This is a genomic window from Burkholderia sp. IO2 (genome assembly GCF_029522185.1).
Classification (GTDB): Bacteria; Pseudomonadota; Gammaproteobacteria; order Burkholderiales; family Burkholderiaceae; genus Burkholderia; species Burkholderia cenocepacia.
Genome location: NZ_JAKWFH010000050.1, coordinates 25,922 through 52,170, shown reverse-complemented (window position 1 = coordinate 52,170; position 26,249 = coordinate 25,922). Strand labels below are relative to the sequence as shown.

Genomic DNA, 26,249 nt, shown 5'->3' with positions numbered 1-26,249 from the left:
GGACGGGGTCGCGCGTGCCGCGTTCGTGCGGGCGCCATCGTCGTGCGGCGGCGCGGCCGTCGGCGTGGCGGGCGCCGGGCCCGCGCCGCGCGGCGTGCCGACCTGGCTCGGCGCGCGCAGCTCGATGCCGTCGGACAGCGTCAGGCTGCCGTCCCGGCCGGCCGTGATGCGGCCATCGGTACCATAGCGGTTGAAGCGCGTGCGCTCGAGGGTGCGCCACGAGCCGTCGACGCGTTCCGCGATCGTGATGCGGCCTTCGTGGTCGACGAACGCGGTGGTGCCGGTCTTGCCGCGTGCGCCGGTATTCACCGCATTCGCGCGGCTCAATACGCGGATCGGCACGCCTTCGTAGGTCAGCACGCGCTTGCCGACCATCAGCGTGCCGTCGCCGGCCACGGTCACGCTGCGGCCGTCGATGGTCGCGCGCGTACGGCCGAGCCGCAGCGTGTTCGTCGCCGTGTAGCGGCTCTGGCCGATGCGCACGGTCTGGTCGCCGATCTGCACGGCCTGGTTGTTCAGGTCGCGGCCGCCGAAGCCGCCGGTACGCCGCACGATGCCGGTCGTCACGGCCTTGAGCTTCTGGTGACCTTGCGCGAGGCCGAGATTCAGTATGAACGACGACGCATCGCCGGCGAGCCGGTCCGTATGACCCGTCACCGCATCGTGCACGAACTGCACGCCGGCTTCCGCCGCGCCGCCGAGACCGGTGACCGTCGTCGCGCGCCGCACGAAGGTCGCGAGCCCCTTCGAATCGTTCAGCAGCGTGGCGATCTTGCCGACGCCGCCGACGCCGGCCGGCACCAGGTTCAGGTAATCGGCGCGCGCTTCCGCATCGAGCGGGCTGATCGTGCGATCGTGCTGGATGCGATTGGCGAGGTCGTAGCCGGAGTTCGCGACGGCTGCCGCCGCCGACGTATAGATCAGCCCGGTGCCGGCCACGTTGAGCGCGACGCCGAGCGGCGCGCCGAATACCGTCGCGTCGAGCAGGCCGCCGCCGACTTCGAGCGCGATCCCGCCGAGCAGCATCCCGAGGTTCACGTCGCCGGAACCGAACGTGTGCATCACGCTTTCCCACCAGCTGTCGTCGTGCGCGGTGTTGTGCGGGTCGATCCGCGCGGTGCCGTTCGCGTCGTAGCCGGTCGCGATGTCGAGCGTGCCGTCCGACGACAGCGAGTTGTCGTCGATGAAGTTGTCGATGCTCGAGTATTTCGCGCCCTGATCGTCGACGTAGTGCGTGTCGCCGTTCTCGTTCGTGACCTTGAAGATCGCGCTCGTGACCAGGCCGGCGTCCTTCGACGCATAGACGATCGGCATCACGTTGACGCGCGTGCCTTTGCCGCCGCCCACCTTCAGCAGTTCGTCGCGAACCTTGTCGATCGATTCGAGCTTCTTGCCGTCGCTGAACTGCGCGGCGTGCGGGTCGCCGGTCGCGCGGTCCGGCGACAGGCCGATCGCGACGCCGACGAGGTTGCGCTGCTCCGTGGGGTCCAGCAGGCCGAAGTCGATCCGCGTGCCGCGCCGCGTCGCGTCGCCGGCCTTGTCGAGCAGCGACTGCGACAGCTCGCTGCGGTGCGCGCCGAAGAAGTCGGACAGCGCCTTCGCGTAGTCCTTCTGATCGGATTCGGTCTTCGGATTGCGCAGCCGCTCGTCGAGATGCGCGTCGAATTCGTTGAACAGCACCTGCTGATGGAACGTTTCGCTGCGCAGTTGCGCGTGCTGGACGTCCCGGTTCGCCTGATCGAGTTCCGCGAGCGCATCGGCAAGCGGCTTCGCGTATTGATTGACGACGAACGGCACCGGCGCCGTCAACGGGATGTTCTTCGGCGTCCCCTGCGGTGTCGCGACGGAAAACACGCTCGGCGTCGGCCCGATGCCGTGATCGCGGTTCCACTGGTCGTACTGGGCCTGCAGCCCGTCGACCTTGATCTTCAGGTCCTGCTGCTTCGCCTGTGCATCGGTGAGCGCCTGCTTCGTCGCGCGCTCGTTGACGGACGCGGTCATCCGCTCGTCTGCCTGATGCAACGCGGACGCGATCGTTTTCAGGCCCTTGATCTCGAGCGGCGTCGGATCGTTCGCGATGCACATCGTCCGGTGGTCGTACCGATTCTGCACGCCGGCGGCGATATCGTCGTAGTGGATCGCGAGCGCGTTGCCGTACGCGGCGACATAGCCGTCGTGCGCGAGGCTCGCGGCATCCTTCGCCTTCCACAGCTGCGTGGCCGCGTCTTCGACGCCGAGATCGGCGCGCGGGTCCATCAGCTTGACGCCGGGATGGTCGCGGCGCCATTGCGTCGCGCTCTTTTGCGTGGCGTCGTAGTTCTTCTGCTGTTCGTCGACCTGGCGATTCGCATACAGCATCTGCAGATACCCGCCGCTCACGCGCGCGCTGGCCTGCGCATGGTTCAGCAGGTCCTGCTGCGCGGCGACCGTCGTGCTCATCACGGTCGGCCCGTACTTGCCGGACACCGCGTTGTACGTGCCCTGGATGTCGGCGACCTTCGCCGCGTCGGTCGCCGCATTCAGGCATGCGTTCGCATAGTTCGCGTCGTCGGCGCTCTGCGTCAGTTGCGTCCGGGCCTCGTCGGGCTTCAGCGCCGGCGGCACGTCGATCACGCGATCGAGCGGCGCGAGCTGCTTGTTGATACGCGCGATGCCGGCATCCATCGCATCCGCGTAATCGCCGTTCGACCCATACGACTGCAACTGGGCGAACGCGAGGTTCGAATTCGCGATGTCGGCGTTGTGAAGCGCCTTCGCTTCGGACAGCTTCGCGTCCGCCTTCTGCCACGCGTCGTAGGCCTGCTTCTGCTGCGGCGTCCAGTCGTCCCGCGGCGACACCTTGGCCGGATCGTCGATGCCCGGGACGGCCGCCTTCAGCCGGTCGAGCGCCGCGTTCGCGTCGGCCTGCGCGGAGCCCGCCCGTTTCGGATCGAGCGCTTCGTTGTCATGATCGGCCTGCTGCGCGTACGCGATCATGTAGCCGGCGTCGGTCGTGACGTCCAGTTCCTTTTCCGCTTTCGCGGTGGCCTGGTGCGCGTTGTCGTAGGCGGTTTGCGCGCTGGCGAGCGCGTCCTTCGTCGTGGACGGATCGTTCTTCGCGTGGGTCAGCGCGGTCTGCTTGTCCTGCTCGTCCTGCAGCGCGTTGTCGTATTGCGTCTGCGCGCCCTGGATCGCGGTCTGCGCGGCTTGGGTCAGCGGATCGTCGACCGTGATGTCGGGCGGCTTGGGCCGGTACTGTTCGGCGAGGCTCCTGATCAGCGAGGTCGCGGACGCGATTTCGGCATTGGTCGGCTTCGACGGGTCCGTATCGGGCGTGACCTGCACCGTGATCGGCGGCGGCGGGGGCGTGGCGGTCTGCTGTTTCGACGGGTCGCCCGATTGCTGAGCGGCCTGGCTTGCCGCTTTCGCGCGTTCGGCTTCGAGCGTGCGCTCGAGGAACGCCATCCAGTTGGCGCCCATGCCGACGCCGTCGATATCCAGCATCAAACTCCTCCCGGTCGCGCCGCGCTCGACGGGGCGCGCATTACGATGCCATTACGGTCAAGCTTGGAGTGTAGAAAGGCATGCGCCGCGGTGACGCAGCGCGTTTCGTAGCGCGCCGCCGATGCGCGCGTGCCGCCGGGTCGTCGCTACGAACGGCGCCGACGCGAGGCGGCGGGAACGAGGGTACGGGCCTGCTTACTGATCGAGACACCGCACGCACAGCCGCTTCGCCTGGTTCGCCGGCAGCCCGCGGCACATCATCACCACCGGGCGCGCATGGCACGACGGCGCATCGGCGGACGCGGCGGGCGACGGCAGGCGGCGCGCGCGTTCGGGCGGCGTCGTGGCGGCCGCGGCCATGCGCCGCTGGCGTTCCGGCGGCGGCGTGTCGGTCACGACGGGGATCGGTTCGACGCCGCCTTCGCGCGCATTGCGCTGCGCGCTCGCGACGACGCGGCTCACGTAGCCGCTCGAGAAGCCGGTCGTGAAGTTGCCGCTGTAGTAGCACGACAGCGCCGCGCGCAACGCGGCCTGCGTCGCGCGGCCGGTGCCCGACGAGCGCGCGAAGCACTCGGTCAGGATCGCGCCGCCGGCCTGCAGGTTGCGGCACGGCTCGAACATCGTCGCTTCGTCGAGCCCGTATTTCGCGAAATTGCGTTCGTTGACCTGCGCGAGGCCGACGCTGTAGCTGAAGCCGCGCGACGACAGTTCGCGCGCGGTCGCGCGCGCCTCGTCGAGCGACGCGGGCTGGCGCGTCAGGTGCCCGCCGACCACGCCGATCGCATACGGATTGAAGCCCGACTCGGTACGCACGAGCGCGGCGAGCGTCGCGGGATCGACGTTCGGCGCGCAGGCGCGCGCCAGTTGCGCGAAACCGGCGCCGCCGGCTGCCTGCACGACGCGCGATGGCAGGCACGCGAGCGCGAGCAGGGCCAGCGCGCACAGGCACGCGGCGGCGGTGCGCAGGCGGCGCGCGTTCATCCCGCCCCCGCCACGCGGTACGACAGCACGAGCCCGTGCACGAGCAGCGACCAGCCGTCGAGCGCGACGAACAACAGCAGCTTGAACGGCACCGAGATCGTGGTCGGCGAGATCATCTGCATCCCGAGCGCCAGCAGGATGTTCGCGACCAGCAGGTCGACGACGATGAACACGATGTAGATCACGAAGCCGATCTGGAACGCCTTCGTCAGCTCGGCGAGCGTGAAGCTTGGCACCAGCACGAGCAGGTCGTCGTCCTTGATGCCGTCCGCGCGGTTCTTCGGCCAGACCGACGTCGCGGTGCGCACGAAGAATTCGCGGTCGCGCTGCCGCGTATGCGACACGAGGAAATCCTTGATCGGCGGCAGCGCGGCATCGGCGAGCGCGCCGATGTCCGAGGTCGACAACTGCCCCGACGCATCGAAGTGGCGCGCCTGCAGCGCATCGCGGATCGACATTCCGACGGGCGCCATGATGAACAGCGACAGGATCAGTGCGATGCCGTTCAGCACGAGGTTCGGCGGCACCTGCTGGATCCCGAGCGCGGAGCGCAGCAGGCCGAGCACGACCACCAGCTTCGTGTAGCTCGTCACCATCAGCGCCGCGAACGGCGCGATGCCGAGCGCGGCGATCACCGCGATCAGCGCGACCGGATTCGGCAGGTTGCCCATCGTTCAGCGCTCGCGCGGCGCGGGTTGCGTCAGCGTGACGACGCGCACGCCGAGCTTCTGGCCGACCGCGATCAGGTGGCCGGTGCCGATCAGCATCCCGTTCGCGACGAGATGGATCACGCTCTGGTTGATCCCTTGCTGCAGCTCGATCACGGCGCCCGGCTGCAGCGCGCTCAGTTCGCCCAGCGGCATCGACGTGGGCGGCAGCTCGAAGCGCAGGTCGACCGCGAGGCCGTCGAGCGAGCGTGGCGCGTCGCCGGGCGGCGCGTCGTGCGTCGTCGGCGGGGCGGAGTCGGTGCGGGTCGGTTCCAAAGGCATCTCCCTGATTCGTTCGACTGTGAGCCGGTTGCCCGACGGCCGTCCGGTGATCTCCCACGCCGGCGCGGCCGGCAGCCGCGCGACGCACAGCAGGTTCTGCTCGTGCGCCTGCCAGCGCTCGATCGCGATGATGTCGCCGCCGACGACGTCGGCCAGCTCGGCCGTCGTCAGCTCGGTGCGGCCGATTTCGAACACGAGCGGCACGGGCAGGCTCGCGTAGGCCGCGCGCGCGTCGGCGAGCGCGGCTGGCGCGGTCGCGAAGAACACGGCCAGCGCGTCCGGCGCGTCGAACAGCAGCGCGCCGTGGCAGCGCCACGCGGCGTCGGCGCGTCGCAGCTCGAACCGCAGCGCGGCCGGCGCTGCATCCCAGGCCGGTGCGCCGTCGGGCGGCAGCAACGCCACGCGCTGCCGGGTTGCTGCCTGCAGCACCGCAGCGAGCGGCGCGCACAGGTCGGCGAGCAGCGCCGCGCGGATCACGGCCGGGACCGCGGGGTCGGCCGCGTCGCCGAGCCATTCGGTTTCCGCGACCGGGTCGATCCACAGCGTGCCGGCGGCCGGGCCGACGACGAAGCGGTACGCGTGCGCATCGGCGGCCGGCTCGGCGTCGACCCGCCAGCGCACCTCGTACGCGTGCTCGCCGAGCGTGACCGGGACGGCGCCGGTCGCGCCGTACGCATGCGACAGCCCGCGCGCGGCGGCGGCGGACAGGCGCGGCAGGTAGGGCGACGCGTCGAGCGCGACCGCGGCCGGCACGGCGGCGGACGGCGGGGAAGCGGCGGGCATGGCCCGGTTCGCGGCGTCGCCGGCGTCGGCATTCGTCAGGAACAGCGCAGGCACGGCGGGATCGGGGCGGATTCGGCGTTGGTTCGACGGGTTGTTCTGATGCCGGCGGCGCCGGGGGCGCGCGGCTGCTGCGTCGATTGTAGGGACGGCGATGGCCGTGTGCCGCGCCGGAATCCGTAGTCGCGCACATCGTGCGGAGGCGGCGGGAGCGGGGCGCTACGAAGCGCGACGAAGTGCGGTGGAGCGCGCCCGAGTGCGCCGAAGTGGGCGACGCGACGGCTGGCCTCGAAAGCAACCGCCGCCCGGAGGCGGCGGTTGGGGCGCGACTGGCTGGCGGGCCGGGCGGCGTGCAGGCCGCATCCGGCTGGCAGGCCGCGAGGGGCTGCGAATCAGCGCAGCGCGGTGGGGCAAGCGTGACCGGCGTGCCGCGAACGGGCGGCGCGCGGGTGAAGCGTTACGCGTAGTCGGCGGCCATCGCGGGTTGCGGCGCGGTGCGCAGCATCGGCGCCGCGTCGTGGCGTTCGACGTGCGTCATCGCCGCACCGAACAGCACCAGCCGATAGCCGACCGCGTAGATCGGGATGATTCGCAGGTTCTTGTCGTGTTCGAGCTGCAGCTTCGAACGGATCCGCGAGATATGGGTATCGAGCGTGCGCGACGACACGCCGAGCTCGCGGCCCCATACGGCTTCCTGGATTGCCTGCCGCGGCACGATCTTGTTCATGTTGTCGAGCAGGAATTCGACGACGTCGAATTCGCGCGGCGTGACGTCAACGACCTTGTTGTCGATTTCGATCGTGCGGCGCACGAAGTTGATTTTTATGTTGTCGATGTACAGGTATTTGCAATCCATGGTGGCCCTCGCATGTCCATAAAGGAGTGTTTGCGGGGTCCTGTGCTGCAACTTCCGGGCCAGGGGGCGGTTGTCAGGGGGTAACGGCGGGCGGGAGCGGCGCGGACCGCGGAGCAGCCTTGAATTTAAAAAGAATTTTTAACGCGCAACGCCGGGCGCGTGATGACAGGGCTGGAGCAATGGTGAAGGATTGTTACGTAGCATCGGGCGGGGACGTTACGGGCGTTACGTCTGACGTAACGTGGGGGAGGGACGGATTTCGGGGGCGGCCGGATAAGGCTTCGGATGGGTAACGAACCCTACGTCGAACCCTGCCGGGCTTGCCGGGTTTTCTTTTTGAATCAAATGGTTGGCGAAGATTTTTGCCGACATCGAACCCTACATGGGCAGCCGAAAAAACGCCGGTCACAGGGCACCCCTCACCCCGCAGCCGGCGTCCCGTCACATCAAGCCTTCGCGCTATCCGCCGAATCGAACGGCAGCACGTAGTGCCGCTTGCCCGTCGCCGCGAAGATCGCGTTCGCCACGGCCGGCCCGACCGGCGCGACGCCCGGCTCGCCGACCCCGGTCGGCGCCTCGGCCGACGGCACGATATGTACCTCGACCTTCGGCATCTCGGCCATCCGCAGCACGTGGTAGCCGTCGAAGTTGCGCTGCTCGACCTGGCCGTCCTTCAGCGTGATCGCGCTGTGCATCGCCGCACCGAGGCCGAAACCGATGCCGCCCTCCATTTGCGCGGCGACGATGTCGGGATTGATCGCGATCCCGCAGTCGACCGCGCACACCACGCGCTCGACCTTCACCTTGCCGTCCGCGTCGACCGAGACCTCGGCCACCTGCGCGACATAGCTCTTGAACGCCTCGGCCACCGCGATCCCGCGCCCGCGGCCCTTCGGCAGCGGCTTGGCCGGATCCCAGCCGGCCTTCTGCGCGGCCAGCTCCAGCACCGCGCGCATGCGCGGCTCCTTCGCGAGCAGGTCGCGGCGGAACGCGTACGGGTCCTTGCCGGCCGCGTGCGCGGCTTCGTCGATGAACGCCTCGACCGCGTAGGCCGTATGCGAGCTGCCGACCACGCGCCACCACAGCACGGGCAGGCCGACCCGGGTGGTGGTGAGCTCGACCGACACGTTCGGCACCGCGTAAGGCAGGTTCGCCGCGCCCTCGACCGACGTCGCGTCGATGCCGTTCTTGACCATGAACGCCTCGAACGGCGTGCCGGCGAGGATCGACTGGCCGACGATCCGGTGGCGCCAGCCCACCAGTTTGCCGTCCGCGGTCAGGCCCGCGTCGAGCTTGTGGAAGTACATCGGCCGGTAGAAGCCGCCCTGGATGTCGTCCTCGCGGGTCCATTGCAGCTTGACGGGCTTGCCGTCCGCGCCGAGCGCCTTCGCGATCGACACGGCCTCGACGACGTAGTCCGACCACGCGTTCGCACGCCGGCCGAAGCTGCCGCCCGCATACAGCGTATGGATCTTCACCTGTTCCGGCTTCAGCCCGGCCGTTTTGGCCGCGTTGCCCTGGTCGACCGTCTGGAACTGGTCGCCGGCCCAGATCTCGCAGCTGGTCGGCGTCAGCTTGACGACCGCGTCGAGCGGCTCCATCGGCGCATGCGCGAGATACGGGAATTCATACGTCGCGCTGATCTTGCGCGCGGCGCCGGCGATCGCCGCATCGGCATCGCCGTCCTTGCGCGCGGATGCACCCGGCTTCTCGGCGAGTTGCCGGTATTCGCGCATGAGCTCGTCCGAGCCGCGCTTTTCCGCCTTCGTTTCGTCCCATTCGACCTTCAGCGCGTCGCGGCCCTGTTTCGCGGCCCAGAAGCCCGTCGCGACGACCGCGACGCCGCCCGGCACCTGCACGACCGAGACGACGCCCGGCACGGCCTTCGCGGCGGTCGCGTCGAACGATTTCACCGTCGCGCCGAAGCGCGGCGGCCGCTGCAGCAGCGCGACGCGCATGCCGGGGAACGTCGTGTCCAGCGTGAAATGCGCGGTACCGTTCGATTTCGACGACCCGTCGACACGCGGAATCCGGTGCCCGATCAGCTTGAAATCGGCCGGCTGCTTCAGCGTGACCTTGTCGGGCACGGGCAGCTTCGACGCATCGGCGACGAGCGTGCCGTACGCGGCCGTCTTGCCGCTCTTCGTGTGCGTGACGACGCCGTTGGCGGTGGTCAGTTCGCCGGCCGGCACCTTCCAGCGGGCCGCCGCGGCCGACACGAGCATCGCGCGCGCCTTGCCGCCGGCCTCGCGCAGTTGCTGCCACGAGTTCGCCATGGCCGAGCTGCCGCCCGTGCCCTGCATCGTGCCGAACGCGAGGTTCGCATAGCGCTTCGCATCGGCCGGCGCGCTTTCGACGCGCACGCTCGACCAGTCGGCGTCGAGCTCCTCGGCGACGATCGTCGCGATGCCCGTATAGGCGCCCTGGCCCATTTCCACGTGCTTCGCGATGACCGTGACGGCGCCGTCCGGCGTGATGCGCAGGAAGGCGTTCGGCGCGAAATCGCCGGCCGGCGCGGTGGCGGCGAGCGCGCGGCGGCCGAGGCCGGCCCAGTCGAAGCCGATGGTCAGGCTGACGGCGGCAGCGGCCCCCGCGGCCTTCAGGAACGTGCGGCGCGACGGACGCACCGAACCGGGGTTGTCGAGTTCGATCGTCATGGTCAGGCTCCCAGCGTCGCGGCCGCGTCGTGGATCGCGGCCCGGATGCGGGCGTAGGTCGCACAGCGGCAGAGGTTGCCGTTCATCGCGGCGTCGATGTCCGCGTCGGTCGGCTTCGGGTTCTGTTCGAGCAAGGCGGTGGCCGACATGATCTGGCCGGACTGGCAATAGCCGCATTGCGGCACCTGCAGCTTGACCCACGCGGCCTGCACGGCCTGCGCGGGCTTGCTCTGCAGGCCTTCGATCGTCGTGACGTGCTTGCCCGCGATGCCGGCGAGCGGCAGCACGCACGAGCGGACGGCCTGGCCTTCGAGATGCACCGTGCACGCGCCGCACTGCGCCATGCCGCAGCCGAATTTCGTGCCGGTCAGTCCCGCGTGTTCGCGAATCGCCCAGAGGACGGGCATCGACGGATCGGCGTCGAGCGTGACGTTCTTGCCGTTCAGGACAAACGAGGTAGGCATGTTGTTGTCTCCGTGGGGAAAACCCGGCATGCGCCGGGTTAGCCGGCAGTGTGCGCGAGGCTTCGTTTTTTGCGTCTACCCAATCCTGCAAATTTATTGAACAATCCTGCAAATTCCCCGCACGCCGCGAGCCGTTTCGCTATGCTCGCGCGACACGGGAAATCATTCGAGGAAGCGTCATGGACATGACCGATATCGTGGCGTCGCGCGAATCCGGGCGGCGCGAACTGGCGTCGCTGATCGGCCGTTTCGCGCCCGCGGACGGCTCGCACTCGACCGCCGTGCCGGGCCTGATGCTGCATCGGCACACGCGGCCGGTCGATCTCGGCTGCGGCGTATCGCGCGCCGCGCTGGTGATCGCCGCGCAGGGCGCGAAGCGCGTGATCGTGGCCGGCCAGGCTTACGAATACGACACCCACAATTGCCTGATTACGTCGATCGACTTGCCGATCCTGTCGCGCGTGACGCGTGCGTCGCCGGATGCGCCGTACCTGTGCCTGTCGCTGACGCTCGACCCGCAGCGCATCGTCGAGCTGGCGGCCGAGATGCGGCTGCCCGAGCCCGACGCGGGCCCGGAGGGCGAGGGGATCGCGCTCGCGGAACTGACGCCGCCGCTGCTCGATGCGGCGTTGCGGCTGCTGCGGCTGCTCGATACGCCGGCCGACATCGCGGTCGTCGCGCCGCTGATCGAAAAGGAAGTGCTGTACCGGCTGATGATCAGCGGGCAGGGCACGCGGCTGCGGCACATGGCGATCGCGGGCAGCCAGACGCACCGGATCGCGCGTGCGATCGAATGGATCCGCGATCACTTCGCGGAGCCGATGCGCGTCGAGTCGCTCGCGCAGGCGGTCAACATGAGCGTGTCGTCGCTGCACCATCATTTCAAGCACGTGACGACGCTGAGCCCGTTGCAGTACCAGAAGCAGCTGCGGCTGCACGAGGCGCGGCGGCTGTTGCTGCGGCAGGGCGGCGACGTCGGCTCGGTGGCGGCCGTGGTCGGCTACGAAAGCGCGTCGCAGTTCAGCCGCGAATACAGCCGGCTGTTCGGCGCGCCGCCGATGCGCGACGTCGTGCATCTGCGCAAGAAGGAACTGCTCGGCTAACGGCCGGCCGCTCGCCGATCGTCATTTCGCGACGACCGTCGTCTGCAGGTACGCCGGCGCGATCCGCCAGTCCGGCACATAGTGCGCGGGCCACGCGCCGGGCGTGTCGACCGCGTTGAAGTAGACCACCGCCTTCAACAACGGATAGCGCCACAGCGAGCGCTGGAATTCGTCGAGTTCCGCGCGCTTGCGCGCATTCGACCCGTCGACGCCGAGCTCCGCGACCATCACCGGCAAGCCGTAGTCGGCCACCCGTTCGTATTTGGTGCGCAGGATGCTCGCGGCCGAGAACCGGCCGCCGGGCGGCCAGATCGCGCAGCGCGGGCAGTCGAATACCGACAGGCCGACTTCGTCCACATAGCCGCGCCCCGGGAAATAGTCGCCGAGATTGCGGTTGCCGGCCGGCGACCACACGAAGCGGATCTGGTCGGTCATCGTGCGGCACGCGGTGACGACGCGCCGGTACGCATCGACGTAAGCCGAGGCATCGCCGACGGCCCACGGATAGCGTCCGGTGTCCGTCTCCATCTCGTGGCCCCATCGCACGAACACCGGCCCCTTCAACGCGGCGAGCGCCGAGCAGGTCGCGGCGATCCGCGCGTCGTAGCGGCCGCGCGCGATATCGGCGAGCAACGTGCCCGGTCGCGTGCCGTCCGCCGCCCACGGCTCGACGGTCAGCATCAGCGAGCGGTTGCGGGCTTGCGCGGCCCGGTATGCGTTGCCGATTTCCGCGTCGATATCGGGCGCGTTCCACGACACGAATACATGATCGAATGCGATGCCCGGCGCGGCCGCGAGCGCGTCGTCGGGGTCGTAGGCGCCGAGCGCGGGCTGCTTCACCGGCTCCCCCGCCGCGGGTTCGACCATCGCGACGACGGGCACGCCCGAGCGCCACATCATCGCCTGCCAGCCGTGCGGTGCGCGCAGCCCGATGGCCGTCAGCAGCATCGCCAGCGCGAAGATGAACAGCGCGTTGCGCACGGGCAGGCGGCTGACGAACATCTGTGTGAACGTCGACGCGTCGAGTCCTTGCTCCTTGCCGTGATGCACGGCGATGACGGCGGCGATCACGAAATACAGGATGCCCGTCAGCGTCGAGAACAGATAGAAGCCGGCCGCGTTGCGCGGATTCTCGATCGCGACCACCGGCAGGCTGCAGAACAGCGAGATCAGCAGGTAAGGCGCGACGACGCGCAGCGGCGCGTCCTGCTCGACCATGCCGCCCTTCGGCGTGACCTTGAACGGAAATTCCCTGCCGCGCACGCAGTCGAGCAGCGCCGACACGCAGCCGAGCACGACCCACGGCCAGCGCGCGAACACGAACGTGAGCCCCTCCCACGACAACAGCTTGGTATTCAGCGGCCGGCACGACTGCGTCGAATGCGTGGCCCACGTCACGACGCACAGGATCAGCACGGTGAGCGGCAGCGCGTAGGTGAGGTACGTGAGGTAGTCGACGTGCGCCCACACGCGGCCGGTCAGCAACGCGACGACCGGAATCACGACGCTGCCGGCCATCGCGAGCGCGCACAGCGGATACCACAGCTGGCAGAACAGGAACTGCGCCTTCAGCTTCAGCGGCAGGCCCATGAAATAGCGGCGCGTGTAGCGCAGCATGATGATCATCACGCTCTTGGACCACTGGAATTCCTGCGTCGCGAGATCGCCGAACGTGCGCGGTCCTTCGCCGTTCGCGATCGCGTTCAGCGCATGCATGCCGCGCCAGCCCTTCGCGTTGAAGATCATCGTGGTCGAGTGATCCTCGGCGAGTTCGGGCCCGAGCCCGCCGATCTCGCGCAGCGCGCGGCAGCGCACCGCGTAGTGCGAGCCGATGCACAGCGGCGCGAGGCCGCCCGCGTAGCCGGCCTGCATCGTGCCGTGCAGCGGCCCTTCGACGTTGACGCGGCCGCGCGCGCTCCAGCTGCCGGCCGCATTGCTGTCGCAGATGCTCGGGGCCGACACGTAGCCGACGTCCGGATCGACGAACGGCCGCAGCATTTCCTCGAGATAGGTGCGGGTCGGCACGTGGTCGGCGTCGAGCTGCGACACGAAATCGTAGTTGTCGTAGCCGACCCGGTCGTAGAAGTACGCGAGATTGCCTTCCTTGCAGCGGGTCCGGCGCGGCCAGCTCGCCCGGTGATACGCGGCGATGCCGCGCCGCGTCGACACGAACACGCCGTGCTCGCGGCACCAGTCGAGCGTGGCGGGCGACGGGTCTTCATCGGCGAGCCACGTGTCGTGCGGATAGGTCTGGTCGAGCATCGCGAGCAGCGTCGTGCGCACGATGTCGAACGGCTCGGACGGCGCCTTGGTGACGACCATCGCGACGCGCCAGTCGCGCGGCACGGGCAGCGCGGGGTTCGGCACGACCGCCGAGCGGATGATGAAGATGAAATAGCCGGGAATGAAGGTGGTCCAGAACAGCACGAAGCAGTTGACGCCGAAGCGGAACGCATCGACATAGTGCTCGTCGCGCAGCCACCAGCGCCAGAAGATGCCCAGCGCGACGAACCAGCCCAGCGCGAGGATCTGGAACACGATCCGGGTCCCGCTGTCCATCAGCGGGACCACGAACGGAACCGCCGCGTGCCGCGCATCGGCGCGACCTGCTTCGGTGTCCGGAGCGTCCGTGGTATCGGCGGTATCCGGCGCAAGCGCACCGGCAGGCGACGCAACCAGCTTCTTCATGGTGCTCTCCCGTCAAGGTCGGACCATCAGTGCTGAAGCAGGCCGCACTGCGGCCGGGTGTCCGCGTTCGCGTTCGCGGGTTCCGCGGCCGGGTCTGCCGGCGAGCGCTCGCCGCACGAGCGGCCCACGCGTTCGTAGCGGCGAAAGCCGCTGTCGGCGGCCCGCCGTTCGCTGAACAGGTTGCGCATGTCGAGCATCACGGGGTCGGCCATGTGATCCGCGAGGTCGGCGAGATCGAGCGTCTCGAACGCCTTCCATTCGGTCATCACGACGACGGCATCGGCGCTGCGTACCGCATCGACCGCGGAGCCTTCCATGAACACCTGCGGCAGCAGCCGCGACGCCTCGTGCGGACGCGCCGGGTCGTACGCGCGGATATGTGCGCCGGCGCCGACGAGCAACTGGATTACGTCGATGCTCGGGCTTTCGCGCACGTCGTCGGTCTGGCCTTTGAAGGTGAGGCCGAGCACCGCGATGCGCTTGCCCTTGATCGAGCCGCCGCACGCGTTCTCGATGCGCCGGAGGATCTGCTCCTTGCGCAGCGCGTTCGATTCGATCGCCGCGCTGACGATGCGCAGCGGCACCGCATGCAGGGAGGCCGTCGCCTTCAGCGCGCGCGTGTCCTTCGGGAAGCACGAGCCGCCCCAGCCGGGGCCGGCTTTCAGGAACGACGCGCCGATGCGCCGGTCGAGGCCCATCCCGTTCGCGACCAGCTCGACGTCGGCGCCGACCGCTTCGCACAGGTCGGAGATCTCGTTGATGTAGCTGATCTTCACCGCGAGAAACGCATTCGCCGCGTATTTGACGAGTTCGGCCGTCTCGATCTCGGTCGCGAGCACGAGATGGCCGGCCGCTTCCAGCGGCGCGTAGATCGCCTTCATGATCTCGATCGCACGCGGATGCTCGGCGCCGAACACGATGCGATCGGGATGCATGAAATCGTCGATCGCCGAGCCTTCGCGCAGGAATTCCGGATTCGACGCGATCGCCGCGTCGACGCCGTCCGGTGCGCAGCAGTCGACGATCTGCGCGACGATCCGGTTGGTGCCGACCGGCACCGTCGACTTGGTGACGATCACCGCGAAGCCGGTCAGGTTCGCCGCGATTTCCCGCGCGGCCGCCTCGACGTATTGCAAATCCGCGTGGTCGGTGCCGGGCAGCGTCGGCGTGCCGACCGCGATGAACACCGCATCGCGATCGCGCACGCTGGCGGCGAGGTCGCTGCTGAAGCGCAGCGTGCCGCGTTCGACGTTGCGGGCGACGACGGCGTCGAGGCCCGGTTCGTAGATCGGCATGCGGCCTTCGTTCAGCGCGTCGATCTTGCCGCGATTGTTGTCGATGCAGACGACGTCATGCCCGAGCTCGGCAAGGCATGCGCCGCTGACCAGGCCGACGTAGCCCGTACCGACGATGGCGATCCGCACATTCATGGTTGTTCCCCTGGGTGGCTTGTGACGACGCTTGCGTCGTTACCTGCTGGATTCGCGTTGCCGCTCCTTCTGAAACCACGCCGCAGCGTGTTCGACCATCGGCTCGATCGCGGTGAAGCGGGGCCGCCAGCCGAGCACCCGCGCGGCCATCGTCGCGTCGGCGTACAGCGTGGGCGGATCGCCCGGGCGGCGCGCGGCCAGCACCGTCGGCACGCGGCGGCCGGTCACGGCCTCGACCGCGCGCAACGCGGCGAGCACCGACGTCCCGTTTCCGGTGCCGAGGTTCAGCGCGACGCTCGGGCCGCCGCCGCACAGATAGGCGCTTGCCTTCAGGTGGGCGTCGGCAAGGTCGCTCACGTGCACGTAGTCGCGAATCGCCGAGCCGTCCGGCGTCGGGTAGTCGGTGCCCATTACCCGGAATGCGTCGCCGGTGCGCAGCGCCGCGCGGATCGCCAGCGGCAGCGCGTGCGTTTCCGGTGCGTGGCATTCGCCGATCGCGCCGTCGGGGTCCGCGCCCGCCGCGTTGAAGTAGCGCAGCGCGATCCATTTCAGCCCGTACGCGCGTTCGAAATCGGCGGCCATCCGCTCCATCGCGTACTTCGTGAAGCCGTACGGATTGATCGGCCGCTGCGGCGTGCGTTCCGAGATCGGCAGCGTCTCCGGAATGCCGTACGTCGCGCACGACGACGACATCACGATCCTGCCCACGCCGGCTGCGCGCATCGCGCTCAGCAGCGTGCAGGTGCCCGTCACGTTGACCGTGTAGTAGCGCTCGGGCGCGAGCACCGATTCGCCGACGTAGGCGAGCGCGGCGAAATGGATCACGACGTCGGGCCGGTGCGCGGCGAGCGCGTGCGACAGCGCATCGCCGTCGAGGATGTCGGCCGCGACGAGCGGCCCCCAGCGGACCGCGTCGCGATGACCGGTCGACAGGTTGTCGTACGCGACGGGCTCGTGTCCCGCTTCCGCGAGCGCCTTGCACGTATGGCTGCCGATATAGCCCGCTCCCCCTGTCACGAGCACTTTCATGCGACCGCTCCGGTCCCGCGCAGCACCGGCGCGAGCCACAGTTCGCGGCTGAAATAGTCGACCGTGCGGCGCAGGCCTTCGTCGAGATCGATCGCCGGCCGCCAGCCGAGCTCCGTCGCGGCGACCGAAATGTCGGGCTTGCGCTGGTGCGGATCGTCGATCGGCAGCGGCCGGAACACGATCTCCGAGGTCGAGCCCGTGATCGCGAGGACTTGCTCCGCAAGTTCGATCATCGTGAATTCGCCGGGATTGCCGATGTTGACCGGTGTGCCGACGTTGCGCGGGGCGTCCATCAGGCTGAAGAAGCCGTCGATCAGGTCGCTGACGAAGCAGAACGAGCGTGTCTGCCGGCCGTCGCCGTAGATCTCGAGCGCGGCGCCATTGAGCGCGGCGACGATGAAGTTCGACACGACGCGGCCGTCGCGCGGCGACATGCGCGGCCCGTAGGTATTGAAGATGCGCGCGACGCGCACGTCGACGCCGTGCGAACGGTAGTAGTCGTAGCACAGCGCCTCGGCCGCACGCTTGCCTTCGTCGTAGCACGCACGCGGGCCGATCGTGTTCACGTTGCCGCGATAGGTTTCCATCTGCGGATGGACGCCGGGGTCGCCGTAGATCTCGCTGGTCGACGCCTGGAACACGCGCGCGCCGGTCCGGCGCGCCAGCGCGAGACAGTGGTTCATGCCGAGCACGTTCGTCATCATCGTGTGGACCGGATCGATCTGGTAGGTGGGCGGGGAGGCCGCGCACGCGAGATTCCAGATTTCATCCACCTGCAGCTGCGGCAGGCCGAGCGACACGTCGCCCTTCACGAATTCGAACCGGCCGGACGCCTTCAGGTCGGCGACGTTGAGCTTGCGTCCCGTCAGCAGGCTGTCGACGCAGGTGACGAACGCGCCTTCCATGACGAGCCGTTCGCAGACGTAGCTGCCGAGAAAACCTGCGCCACCCGTCACCAGTACGCGCCGGCCGGCGCGCGTGTCGATCGCGACCCTGTCATTCATCGCTTTCTCCTTCGTCGAGCATCTCCAGGAACCACACGTCGATGTACTCGACGGCGTCGCGCACCCGTTCCATCCCGCTGCACGGGTATCGCTTCGGCGGGCGCCGGTCCGCATGTACCGATGTCGACGAAGCGCCGCGACAGGCGCTCCGGTTTCGCTGACAACCCCGTTGATGCTTGAACGACGCAAGCGTCGATCGATCGGTGGTGATCTTCATCGCCTTTTCCCCGACACGCTGATTGACGAGGGGCCGCCGCTTGTATGTCGTATGCCGTGGCGTGCCGCTCGGTGAGAGCCGGACATCAGGCAATCGGCATGCCATGAATGACGAAGTCCCGCTGGATGCGGGCGTGGCCGCGCAATGGCCGTTCGGCACGCGCGTTTGTGTTTCATGCGTGAATCGTGGGGACAGGGAAGCGCCCGTGGCGATCGCGGGATCGATACGGTTCGATACGACGAAACGCGCGTCGAATCAGGCTTTTAAGACATTGAAGGCGTGAAAGCGGTTTTTAATCGGCATGTTTCAGTGATGAGAATTAGGCGGATAACCGATCGAAAACGTCTCTTCAATGAATTGCTCATCGAGGCCAGGCGGTGAAAGGTGAATCTAACGGAAATGAAAAAATGATGCGTACGTTTTTGCCGGGATCGCGGGTTTACATTTGTTTTAATTATTACGCCTGCAACGTGCCGGAAGGCAAGCTTTTTTCACCGGATGATCGTGTGGGTATTTTCACGGATGAATCAAATTCGTTTCGTATTTCGGGGTGAACCCGTGTTCCGGTCGTATCGGCGGCCGTTCGGCGGGGATCATCGAGCGCCGGGATCCCCGCCCGCCGGGGGGGATGGACGGTTGCCGGCATGCCGCAACACGCGGTTTGTCAGTGGAAACGCGCGAACCGTGGGCCAGGTGTCGACGGCGGCTTCTCAAGTTTGAAACAACCGTTCGCAGGGGCGTCCGGGGCGCCTCGGCACGCCGGATTCGTCCGTCAAATCACGGCATTACGTCGCAGTGTTCAATGATCGCTGCCAAGTGCATCCCGTTATCGCGATACATTCCTGAAACAAAAAATGCCGTTCCGGGCGAAATCGTCAGGGCTGGCGGTCGCATGCGGCGCGCAATGCTCGGTGGAATATCGCGTGGCATGCGGTTTGCGACATGAGACGCACCGGCGAGCGGTCGACACGTTGCAACAATGATGTGGGGGCGGCCAGTTCGTCACGAGCCAGTCGGGGAAGCGGCGATGAACACTATAAGCAGTGGCTTGATCCGCGCGTTTCTGGCGGACCACAGGGGTAGTCGGCACGATCGGGGTGTGGCTTGCGGCGCAGTGCCAGCGTCGCCGGTTGCGCCTTGCAGATTTCCTGCCCTCCGCGCGCGCCGCGTGCTGGAGCGGTTGTCGCTGCGCGCGGCAACCCGGCGACAGCGGCGCTCGACTTCATTCAGCGTTCCCGGATGGGGCATGCCGTTCGTGCCGAACAGCGTGGCGCCGATTCCTCTTCAACCGTGCAGAGCCGTTTCGATCGCGCCGGGTCAGTGCCGGCGCCGGCCGGACTAGATCGAACGCGCGTCGGCCGGGTTATCCGGAAGGCCTTTCTTCGTCAGCTCAGGGAGCAGACATGTCGTCTGGCTGCAATGCAGGCCCGTCGTCGCCCGGATGAAGGGCGCACGTCGCGCGGGCGCTGAATTTTGCGGTTGCAAATATATTCGCTGATTTTCAATTCCGGAAACGGGTGCCAGTGCCGGCATCGGTTTTCGACGGGGTATTGAAAATCGCGAGCCGGAAAGGTGTGCTCGCCATTCCGGTTAATTCATCAATGGTGTTTTGAGTAAATTTTAATGTTCATAAAAATAATAGAAAACACCTACTCAGAAATTTTGGACAACTTAAAAACATAAAACTAGACTTCGTCTGGCCAAAAATAAAAACGCCATTTACGAGTAAGCAATAGCTTATTTATTAGATAGTGATCCTTATTTTTAAGGATTGCTCGAGGCAGGAAGATTGATGGCGTGCGATCTTCCATGCTCATTCTCTCCACGCCGTTATGGAGTCGACCATGAAGAAGCTTCTGATTGCAGCAGCAGTTCTGGCGGTTTCGGGTGCAGCGTTCGCCGGCAGCGGCACGGTGTCGAGCAGCAACTCGTCGAGCGGTGGCCAGACGATGGCAGGGGTCGCCGGGTTCGGCCACTTCTCCGCGACCGATTCGGGCTCGGCACTCGGCGCAGCCGGCGCAACGGCCGGCGGCGGCAGCAGCGGTTCGATCTCGTACACGAACCACACTCAAACGTCGACGGTCGGCGGCTTCGGCTTCGGCGGCGCACAAGCGGGCGGCAGCAGCGGTGCGAACGCCGGCTCGATCGGCTGGACGTATCACCACTAAGCCGCGACGCGTAGCGTTCGTCATTGGCTGGCGGTACGGATGCCGGGTTTCGTCCCGCGAGGGCGGGCCCGGCTCCGCCACCGTCGAACTTCCTCACAGCAAGGAATTGCTATGAAAGCCAAAGTCATTTTAGCGACAGCGCTCACCGTCATTTCGTCCGCTGCGTTGGCGGCCGGATCGTCCACGACCAACCAGACGCAATCCGTTGCGGCGGGTGTTTCCGGTTCGGTGCTGGTCGGCTCCGGCAGCTATACCAGCAATTCGACATCGACGGCCGGCGCGAATGCAGGAAGTACCGTGACGCCCAGCGGCTCCGCCGGCACGGCGTCCGCTTATCACAACTCGACTTCGACGGCCAGCGGTTCGGGCACGAACGGGGGCGCGTTCGCGGCAGGCGGCGGTATCGGTGCCGCAGGCTCGTTCGCTGGAAACGGCAGCACGAACGAGAACGCGAATGCGCTTTCGGGAGGGGTGACCGCCACGATCGTACTCGGCGCGAACCACTACACGGCCACGGGCGCGAACGACCACGGCAATGCCAACGCGGGAGCCGCGGGATGGACGGGCAGTGGCGGATCGGGCGCGATCGCGGGCTCGAATCACTATAACTCGTCGACCGTGTGGAGTACCGGTCCGGCCGGTTCGCCGTCCGCATCGGGCGGAAGCCAGGGCGACTCGAGCGCGACCGGGAGCAGTCATTAGTCAGGTGTGGGGGGGACCAGTTTCCCAGCGACGCTGGTCTCTTTTCCGCATTGTTGTCACGTAAGGAGTTGGCATGAAGCAGAACCTGATTGCCGCCGCTCTGATGCTCGCGTCTCTGACGGCGTATGGCGCTGACCGTGCTGCCGATGGTGGGCAATCGACTATGCAGACGTCAAACAACCCTGACCAGACAACCAAACCGTCAGAACAACAAACGCTTTCGTCGGGCAGTGCCATCGGCGGACCGGACACCCAGCAGTGGCAGGGCGTGTCGGCCGGCTCGTGGTCCCAGCTGGGCAGCGGCTGGAAGCAGTTCGGGGAAGCAGCGAAAACTGAAGGCATTCAGGGGAATTAGTACGGTTGCCTGGGTGGAGGACAAACCTCGTCCGGAGAGTGAAATGAACAGCAACAGGATCAAGGTGGCATGTGCGGCGATGTTCGCGATGACCACGATCGGTGCACAGGCACAAACCGCCGATTCGACGTCGAGCGCGCAGTCGTCGACATCGTCGACGGCCATCAGCCAGGGCGGTGGCTCGAGCATGAACACGAATACGACCAGCTCGCGCGGCGGCAATGCCACCAGCTCCAGCGGAGTGCGCGGCAGCGGCAATTCGAGCGTGAACGTCAACGTGACGCTGCCGTCCAGCACGGCCGGCGGCAACGTGACGCCGCAGAGCACGAACGCGCTCGCGGCCGGCGCACCCGGCACCAGCCCGTACAACACCCAGGCGACGGAAAACGTCAATTACTCGGGCACGCAGACGATCAAGACGAACCCGTCGATCCAGGCGCCCGGCCTCACGACCACGCTGTCCGATACCTGCATGGGCTCGGTGAGCGTCGGCGTGTCGTTCCCGGGGTTCGGCGCGACGGGCGGCACGACGCTGGTCGACCAGGCCTGCGTGCGGCGTCTCGATGCGCGTGAATTTCGCGCGATGGGGCTGACCGACGTGGCGCTCGCGCTGCTCTGCCAGAGCGATGCGAACCGGCGCGCGGTGGAAGCGACCGGGCACCTGTGCCCGGGCACGACCGCGCCGCTCGCGCGTTCGAACGTGGCGCCCAGCGTCGAAGCGACCGTCGCGGACGACGTGAAGTATCGCGATCCGATCGTGCGCGACCGGATGGGCCTGCCGCCGCTCGGCTCGGCCGCGCCGGCGCCCGCACCGACGCGCCCGATCGAGACGACGTCGATGCGCGCGGCGCCCGTTTCGGTGCCGGTACCGGTGATGGCGCCGGTCGCCGCGGCTCCGGCCGTCGCCGCGGCTGCTCCGGCCGTCGCAGTGCCGACGGTTGCCGCCGCAGTTCCGGCGGCCGCGGCACCGGCTGCTGCTGCCGCGCCTGCCGTCGCCGCGGCACCTGCCGCGTCGGTGGTACCGGCGGCCGCAATGGCCGCCGTGCCGGCGGCAGCCGTCATCACCGCGCCGGCAGCGGCAGACAAGGCATCGCCCGCGCCCGCCGCACCGGTCGCCGATACGAAGGCGCCGGAGCCCGCGCAGCCGGTCGCGGACAAGGCGCCCGAGCCCGCGCCGGCCGTGGCCGACCAGGCGCCGGAGCAGGTCCCGCCGGTCGCCGACAAGGCCCCGGAGCCGATGCCCGCCGCGACCGACGCCGCGCAAGCCGCGGGTGAGCCGGTGGCCGAACCGATGCCGGCGGCAGCCGTCGTCGCGGCGCCGGCCGCCGACGCGAAGGCTGCCGAGCCCGCGCCGCAGGCAGCCGCCGAAGCGCCAGCACCGGAGCCCGCGCAGCCTGCCGTTGCCGCGGCGCCCGCCGACCTGCCGGCCGCCGACGCGAAAGTGCCGGACGCGGTCGAAGCCGCTGGCACGGCGGCTGCACAAGCCGCCGCCGGCACGCCGGCGCTGACCGATCCGGCGCAAGCGTTGCCACCCGCCACGGTCGACCAGCAGGCCGCACCGGCAGCACCGGTCGCGCCGGCGCCGACCGTCATCTCGACGAGTACCTCGTCGTGAGCATGCGGGCCGGTTTGCCGTGCGACCGGAGCGCGGGTCGCACGGCAGGCGTTCGGCCCGATGCCCGACCGTCTTTTCCGGTTTGACGGGTGTTGTGCCCATCCCCGAGGTCAACACCTCTTTTTGCGTGACGAGGATGCAAGGAGGCCTCAATCATGAGGATCTTTTTGGTCGCTTTGTTGCTGGCCAGCGTGCAGGCCGCTGCGCAGTCGGTTTTCCAGAATCCCGCGGTCTTCGTCATCCTGAGCGAGCAGACCCTCGCGAACGCCGCGAGCGTCCAGCAGGCGCTGTCGACACTCGGCCGTCCCGACAACACGGCATGCGCGCCGATGATGATGATCGGCGACCCGCAGATGGTCTACATGGTGCCGGAAGCCGGTCACGCGCCGTCGTGGCAATCGCCGGTGTACGGCCGCGGCGCGCCGTTCGACGCGCAGACCGGGCCGAAGTCGACCGGCAAGACGGTCGGCGCGATGCAGCACACCGAGGACATGCAGACGCAGCCGTGGAGCGACGGCAGCGCGATCACGCAGAAGATCGCGGGCGAGTCGAGCGTCACCGCGGCGGACCGGGTGAACGAATGGCGGCATACCGGGCTCGACAAGATCGAGACGGCCCGCGCGTCGGACGTGACGGTAAACGGCAAGACCTACCGCGCCTATCGCGACGATCTCAACGGATCGGCGAAACCCGTCATCGAGCCGCAGATCTACACGCAGCGCGTCGTGTTCTGCCGCTGACGCATCGGATGACGCGACATCGATTCGAGGACGGAGCGGCGCCGCGCCGCGGGACCACGGGCCCCGCCGCGCGCGATCGGGCAACGGCCGCTCCGACACACAACCTTATGCGGCGAGGCAATCGTGAACCATTGCTGTCAGCTCAGCATGTCGGGCGCGGAGGATGTCGAACGGGAGGTGAGCACGCTGCCGTTCCTCGCGGTCCGGCGCAATCATGTCGCGCCGTCGCGGCCGCTCGTCTACCTGTCGCAGCAGCACGATGCCGCGCTCGTCGACGTGCTCGCGGCGCGCGGCTGGGAAGTGTGGCGCGCCAAAACCGTCGCGGACGCGCTGAATCTCGTCAAGGCGAACCGTCCGCATGCGGGCATCGTCGATTTCGGCAGCTTCGCGTCGCCTGACGTCGCGTCGTTCGAGACGCTGCTGCGTGACCCGCGCGTCGGCTGGGTCGCGCTCGCCGACGGCGAGCGGCTGCGCAACATCACGATCGCGCGGCTGATCCGCCATTGCTGCTTCGACTACGTGCGCAATGCGGCGGCCTACACGACGATCGGCTATCTCGTCGGCCATGCATACGGGATGCTCGAGCTCGCGGACGGCGACCCGGCCGCGGAGGCCGCGCCGCCCGACGGCGCGATGATCGGCGCGTGCGGCGCGATGCGCCGGCTGTTCGCGACGATCCGCAAGGTCGCGAACACCGACGCGAGCGTGTTCATCGCCGGCGAATCCGGCACCGGCAAGGAGCTGACGGCGGCGGCGATCCACCGGCAGTCGTCGCGTGCCGATGCACCGTTCGTCGCCGTGAACTGCGCGGCCATCCCGACGACGCTGCTGCAGGCCGAACTGTTCGGCCACGAGCGCGGCGCGTTTACCGGCGCGCACCAGCGCAAGATCGGCCGCATCGAGTCCGCGCACGGCGGCACGCTGTTTCTCGACGAAATCGGCGACATGCCGTTCGAGAGCCAGGCGAGCCTGCTGCGGTTCCTGCAGGAAGGCAAGATCGAGCGGCTGGGCGGCCATGCTTCGATTCCGGTCGACGTGCGGATCGTGTCGGCCACGCACGTCGATCTCGAAGCCGCGATGCAGGCCGGGCGATTTCGCGCCGACCTGTACTACCGCCTGTGCGTGCTGCGGATCGACGAGCCGCCGCTGCGCATGCGCGGCCGCGACATCATGCTGCTCGCCGACGACGTGTTGCGGCGCTATCGCGACGACGGCTCGTACCGGATTCGCGGCTTCACGCCGTGCGCGATCGAGGCGATCCACAACTATCGGTGGCCCGGCAACGTGCGGGAACTGATCAACCGGATCCGCTTCGCGGTCGTGATGACGAGCGGCCCGCTGATCTCGGCCGCCGATCTCGAGCTGCATCCGTACACGTCGCTGCGGCCGCCGACACTCGCGCAGGCGCGCCGGCAGGCCGAGCGGCACGCGATCGAGGAAACGCTGCTGCGTCACCGCCACCAGCATGCGGACGTCGCGGCGGAGCTCGGCATCTCGCGCGCGACGCTGTACCGTCTGATGATCGCGCACGGGCTGCACAGCTGACGCGCCATGGCGCGCGACCGCTCAAGACGTCGCGGCGGCGGCCGTTAAAACATGAAATGGCCCGGCCGGCACGCGCGCATCGAGGTGCGCGCGACCGGCACGCGGCGCATCACGTTCATCCGAGGTCATCGTGGCAGAGTGCAGTCACTGCGGCAGGACGTTCCTGCTCGGCGGGCAGTCGATCGACGGGCGCCGCTATTGCGGCCTGGCATGCGCGCACGCGCATCCGGTCGTCGTCGAGGCCGAACGGGTGCCCGACGCGAAGGTCCGGCAGTACGTCGACGACTGGCGCTACGGGCCATGCCCGATCTGCCTGCGAGAAGGGCGGCCGGTCGACGTTCACGCGTCGCATCGCGTCGTGTCGCTCCTGTTCGTCACGCGCTGGGCCACGCGGCGCCACGTGTGCTGCCGCCGCTGCGGGCGCAGGAAGCAGGCGCTCGCGCTGCTCGCATCGGCCACGCTCGGCTGGTGGGGGCTGCCGTGGGGCATCGTGCTGACGCCGATCCAGCTCGCGCGCAACCTGCTGGGCCTCGCCGCGCGCGACCCGGAGGTCGCGACGCAGCAGTTCGAGCAGCTCGTGCGGCGCAAGCTGGCCGCACGCCGGCTCGCGCGCGCGGAGCGCGGCGCCGGCGCCTAATCGCGCTTCGGCGCGCCGTGCGGGCTCAGGCAGGCCGATCGAAGCCCGAGGCGACCCAGCGTTCGGCGCTGGCCTTGTTGAGCTTGAACCCGGCCGACACCTTCGCGTCGGCCAGCAGCTCGCCATACGGATCGAATGCCTTGAGCTGTGCATACGGCTCGAACTCGTCCGGCACGATGTCGAGCGTCACCGACACATCCTGCCCGGCTTCGTCCTGCACCGTCACTTCCTTGTGCAGCAGCGCGCGCCGCTGCTGTTCGTGCCGCATCAGCACTTCGGTCGCGGTTTTCACGAGCGTGCGGAACGCGTTCGCGTCCATCGGCTTCGGGTTCTTCTTGTCGCGGCCCATGGTCCACGGCCCGACGAGCGCGGGCTCGGACTCGCCGTCCTTGACCATCTCGACGGCCCAGCCGTCGTCGTCTTCGTTCTTGATGATGCGGGCCGTCCAGCCGTTGTCGCGCCAGAGGCCGTCTTCGTGGATGGAGGTGTCGTCGGATTGCAGGTCGGAATCGGTCATGAGGAAAGCGGGCGGTACGGGCAAGCCGGCGAACGGGCGGGGCGCGCGGCCGGCAGCGGCGCGTCGCTCGCCGCCGGCGGGCCGGGGTGGCATGCAAACGCGCAATTTTACCTGCTGACCGGCCGCGCGGCGCGCGACCCTGGCCGTCGGGCCGATGCCGCTGCAATCGACCGCCGGCCGCCGGGCGTCGGACCGGTGCAAATATCAAACCCGTATTACGTCTGCGGCGGCCAATTCGTACGCCGTCCGATATCGCGTCCTTGCGTACGTTCATAGAATCGACGTTCAG

22 protein-coding genes are annotated in these 26,249 nt (G+C 68.2%); 9 read left to right on the top strand and 13 right to left on the bottom strand.

Features of this window, described 5'->3' with window-relative positions:
- From MMB92_RS27095 to MMB92_RS27065, 7 genes are all read right to left on the bottom strand, one after another.
- Positions 1-3,483, bottom strand: a 3,483-nt coding sequence (locus MMB92_RS27095) for a DUF4781 domain-containing protein (RefSeq protein WP_277563050.1), incomplete at its 3' end; no start/stop codon positions are given.
- Positions 3,484-3,678: 195 nt separating this feature from the next.
- Positions 3,679-4,464, bottom strand: coding sequence for a lytic transglycosylase domain-containing protein (locus MMB92_RS27090; RefSeq protein ID WP_006496150.1), 786 nt, complete (start codon positions 4,462-4,464; stop codon positions 3,679-3,681).
- The gene (gene sctR, locus MMB92_RS27085) at positions 4,461-5,135 is read right to left on the bottom strand and encodes a type III secretion system export apparatus subunit SctR (RefSeq protein WP_006480865.1); all 675 of its coding nucleotides are present in this window, start codon (positions 5,133-5,135) and stop codon (positions 4,461-4,463) included. Before sctR ends, MMB92_RS27090 begins: the two co-directional genes overlap by 4 nt.
- Positions 5,136-5,138: 3 nt before the next feature.
- Complete coding sequence (gene sctQ / locus MMB92_RS27080) at positions 5,139-6,290, bottom strand: type III secretion system cytoplasmic ring protein SctQ (protein WP_277563049.1); 1,152 nt, start codon at positions 6,288-6,290, stop codon at positions 5,139-5,141.
- A gap of 400 nt (positions 6,291-6,690) precedes the next feature.
- The gene (locus MMB92_RS27075) at positions 6,691-7,089 is read right to left on the bottom strand and encodes a winged helix-turn-helix domain-containing protein (RefSeq protein ID WP_006485803.1); all 399 of its coding nucleotides are present in this window, start codon (positions 7,087-7,089) and stop codon (positions 6,691-6,693) included.
- A gap of 446 nt (positions 7,090-7,535) precedes the next feature.
- Positions 7,536-9,746, bottom strand: coding sequence for a xanthine dehydrogenase family protein molybdopterin-binding subunit (locus MMB92_RS27070; protein WP_124675255.1), 2,211 nt, complete (start codon positions 9,744-9,746; stop codon positions 7,536-7,538).
- Between the two features lie 2 nt (positions 9,747-9,748).
- A complete protein-coding gene (locus MMB92_RS27065) occupies positions 9,749-10,210 on the bottom strand; it encodes a (2Fe-2S)-binding protein (protein WP_006480868.1) in 462 nt (153 codons plus the stop codon).
- Positions 10,211-10,389: 179 nt separating this feature from the next.
- On the opposite strand from MMB92_RS27065, the gene MMB92_RS27060 reads away from it, so the two are divergent.
- Entirely contained in the window at positions 10,390-11,313 is a 924-nt protein-coding gene (locus MMB92_RS27060) for an AraC family transcriptional regulator (RefSeq protein WP_006485801.1), read from the top strand.
- Positions 11,314-11,334: 21 nt separating this feature from the next.
- On the opposite strand, the gene MMB92_RS27055 is transcribed toward MMB92_RS27060, so the two are convergent.
- The 5 genes from MMB92_RS27055 to MMB92_RS27035 are packed head-to-tail and all read right to left on the bottom strand — an operon-like array spanning position 11,335 to position 17,681.
- Positions 11,335-14,001: a glycosyltransferase family 2 protein gene (locus tag MMB92_RS27055; protein ID WP_060266251.1), complete on the bottom strand. Its 2,667-nt coding sequence runs from the start codon at positions 13,999-14,001 to the stop codon at positions 11,335-11,337.
- Between the two features lie 26 nt (positions 14,002-14,027).
- A complete protein-coding gene (locus tag MMB92_RS27050; RefSeq protein ID WP_277563048.1) occupies positions 14,028-15,431 on the bottom strand; it encodes a UDP-glucose/GDP-mannose dehydrogenase family protein in 1,404 nt (467 codons plus the stop codon).
- 39 nt (positions 15,432-15,470) lie between these two features.
- Positions 15,471-16,460 (bottom strand): UDP-glucose 4-epimerase GalE, encoded by a 990-nt coding sequence (gene galE, locus MMB92_RS27045; protein WP_277563047.1) that lies wholly within the window; start codon positions 16,458-16,460, stop codon positions 15,471-15,473.
- Complete coding sequence (locus tag MMB92_RS27040) at positions 16,457-17,464, bottom strand: UDP-glucuronic acid decarboxylase family protein (RefSeq protein ID WP_006491006.1); 1,008 nt, start codon at positions 17,462-17,464, stop codon at positions 16,457-16,459. Before MMB92_RS27040 ends, galE begins: the two co-directional genes overlap by 4 nt.
- A complete protein-coding gene (locus tag MMB92_RS27035) occupies positions 17,457-17,681 on the bottom strand; it encodes a hypothetical protein (RefSeq protein WP_230204603.1) in 225 nt (74 codons plus the stop codon). Before MMB92_RS27035 ends, MMB92_RS27040 begins: the two co-directional genes overlap by 8 nt.
- A gap of 103 nt (positions 17,682-17,784) precedes the next feature.
- Between MMB92_RS27035 and MMB92_RS27030 the strand changes: the two genes are divergently transcribed.
- From MMB92_RS27030 to MMB92_RS26995, 8 genes are all read left to right on the top strand, one after another.
- Positions 17,785-17,964 (top strand): hypothetical protein, encoded by a 180-nt coding sequence (locus MMB92_RS27030; protein WP_006491001.1) that lies wholly within the window; start codon positions 17,785-17,787, stop codon positions 17,962-17,964.
- Between the two features lie 1,561 nt (positions 17,965-19,525).
- On the top strand, positions 19,526-19,849 hold the full coding sequence (locus MMB92_RS27025; protein ID WP_006491010.1) for a hypothetical protein: 324 nt from the start codon (positions 19,526-19,528) through the stop codon (positions 19,847-19,849).
- Positions 19,850-19,960: 111 nt separating this feature from the next.
- Positions 19,961-20,551 (top strand): hypothetical protein, encoded by a 591-nt coding sequence (locus MMB92_RS27020; protein WP_006491002.1) that lies wholly within the window; start codon positions 19,961-19,963, stop codon positions 20,549-20,551.
- Between the two features lie 73 nt (positions 20,552-20,624).
- Positions 20,625-20,906 (top strand): hypothetical protein, encoded by a 282-nt coding sequence (locus MMB92_RS27015; RefSeq protein WP_006491003.1) that lies wholly within the window; start codon positions 20,625-20,627, stop codon positions 20,904-20,906.
- A gap of 43 nt (positions 20,907-20,949) precedes the next feature.
- Positions 20,950-22,521, top strand: coding sequence for a chemotaxis protein CheA (locus MMB92_RS27010; RefSeq protein ID WP_277563046.1), 1,572 nt, complete (start codon positions 20,950-20,952; stop codon positions 22,519-22,521).
- A gap of 155 nt (positions 22,522-22,676) precedes the next feature.
- Positions 22,677-23,261, top strand: a complete 585-nt coding sequence (locus MMB92_RS27005) for a hypothetical protein (protein ID WP_006496160.1) — start codon at positions 22,677-22,679, stop codon at positions 23,259-23,261.
- Between the two features lie 147 nt (positions 23,262-23,408).
- Entirely contained in the window at positions 23,409-24,806 is a 1,398-nt protein-coding gene (locus MMB92_RS27000) for a sigma-54 dependent transcriptional regulator (protein WP_006482021.1), read from the top strand.
- Between the two features lie 130 nt (positions 24,807-24,936).
- Entirely contained in the window at positions 24,937-25,443 is a 507-nt protein-coding gene (locus MMB92_RS26995) for a hypothetical protein (protein ID WP_062884851.1), read from the top strand.
- Positions 25,444-25,468: 25 nt separating this feature from the next.
- On the opposite strand, the gene MMB92_RS26990 is transcribed toward MMB92_RS26995, so the two are convergent.
- The gene (locus MMB92_RS26990) at positions 25,469-25,960 is read right to left on the bottom strand and encodes a hypothetical protein (RefSeq protein WP_011547320.1); all 492 of its coding nucleotides are present in this window, start codon (positions 25,958-25,960) and stop codon (positions 25,469-25,471) included.
- Positions 25,961-26,249: the final 289 nt, after the last annotated feature.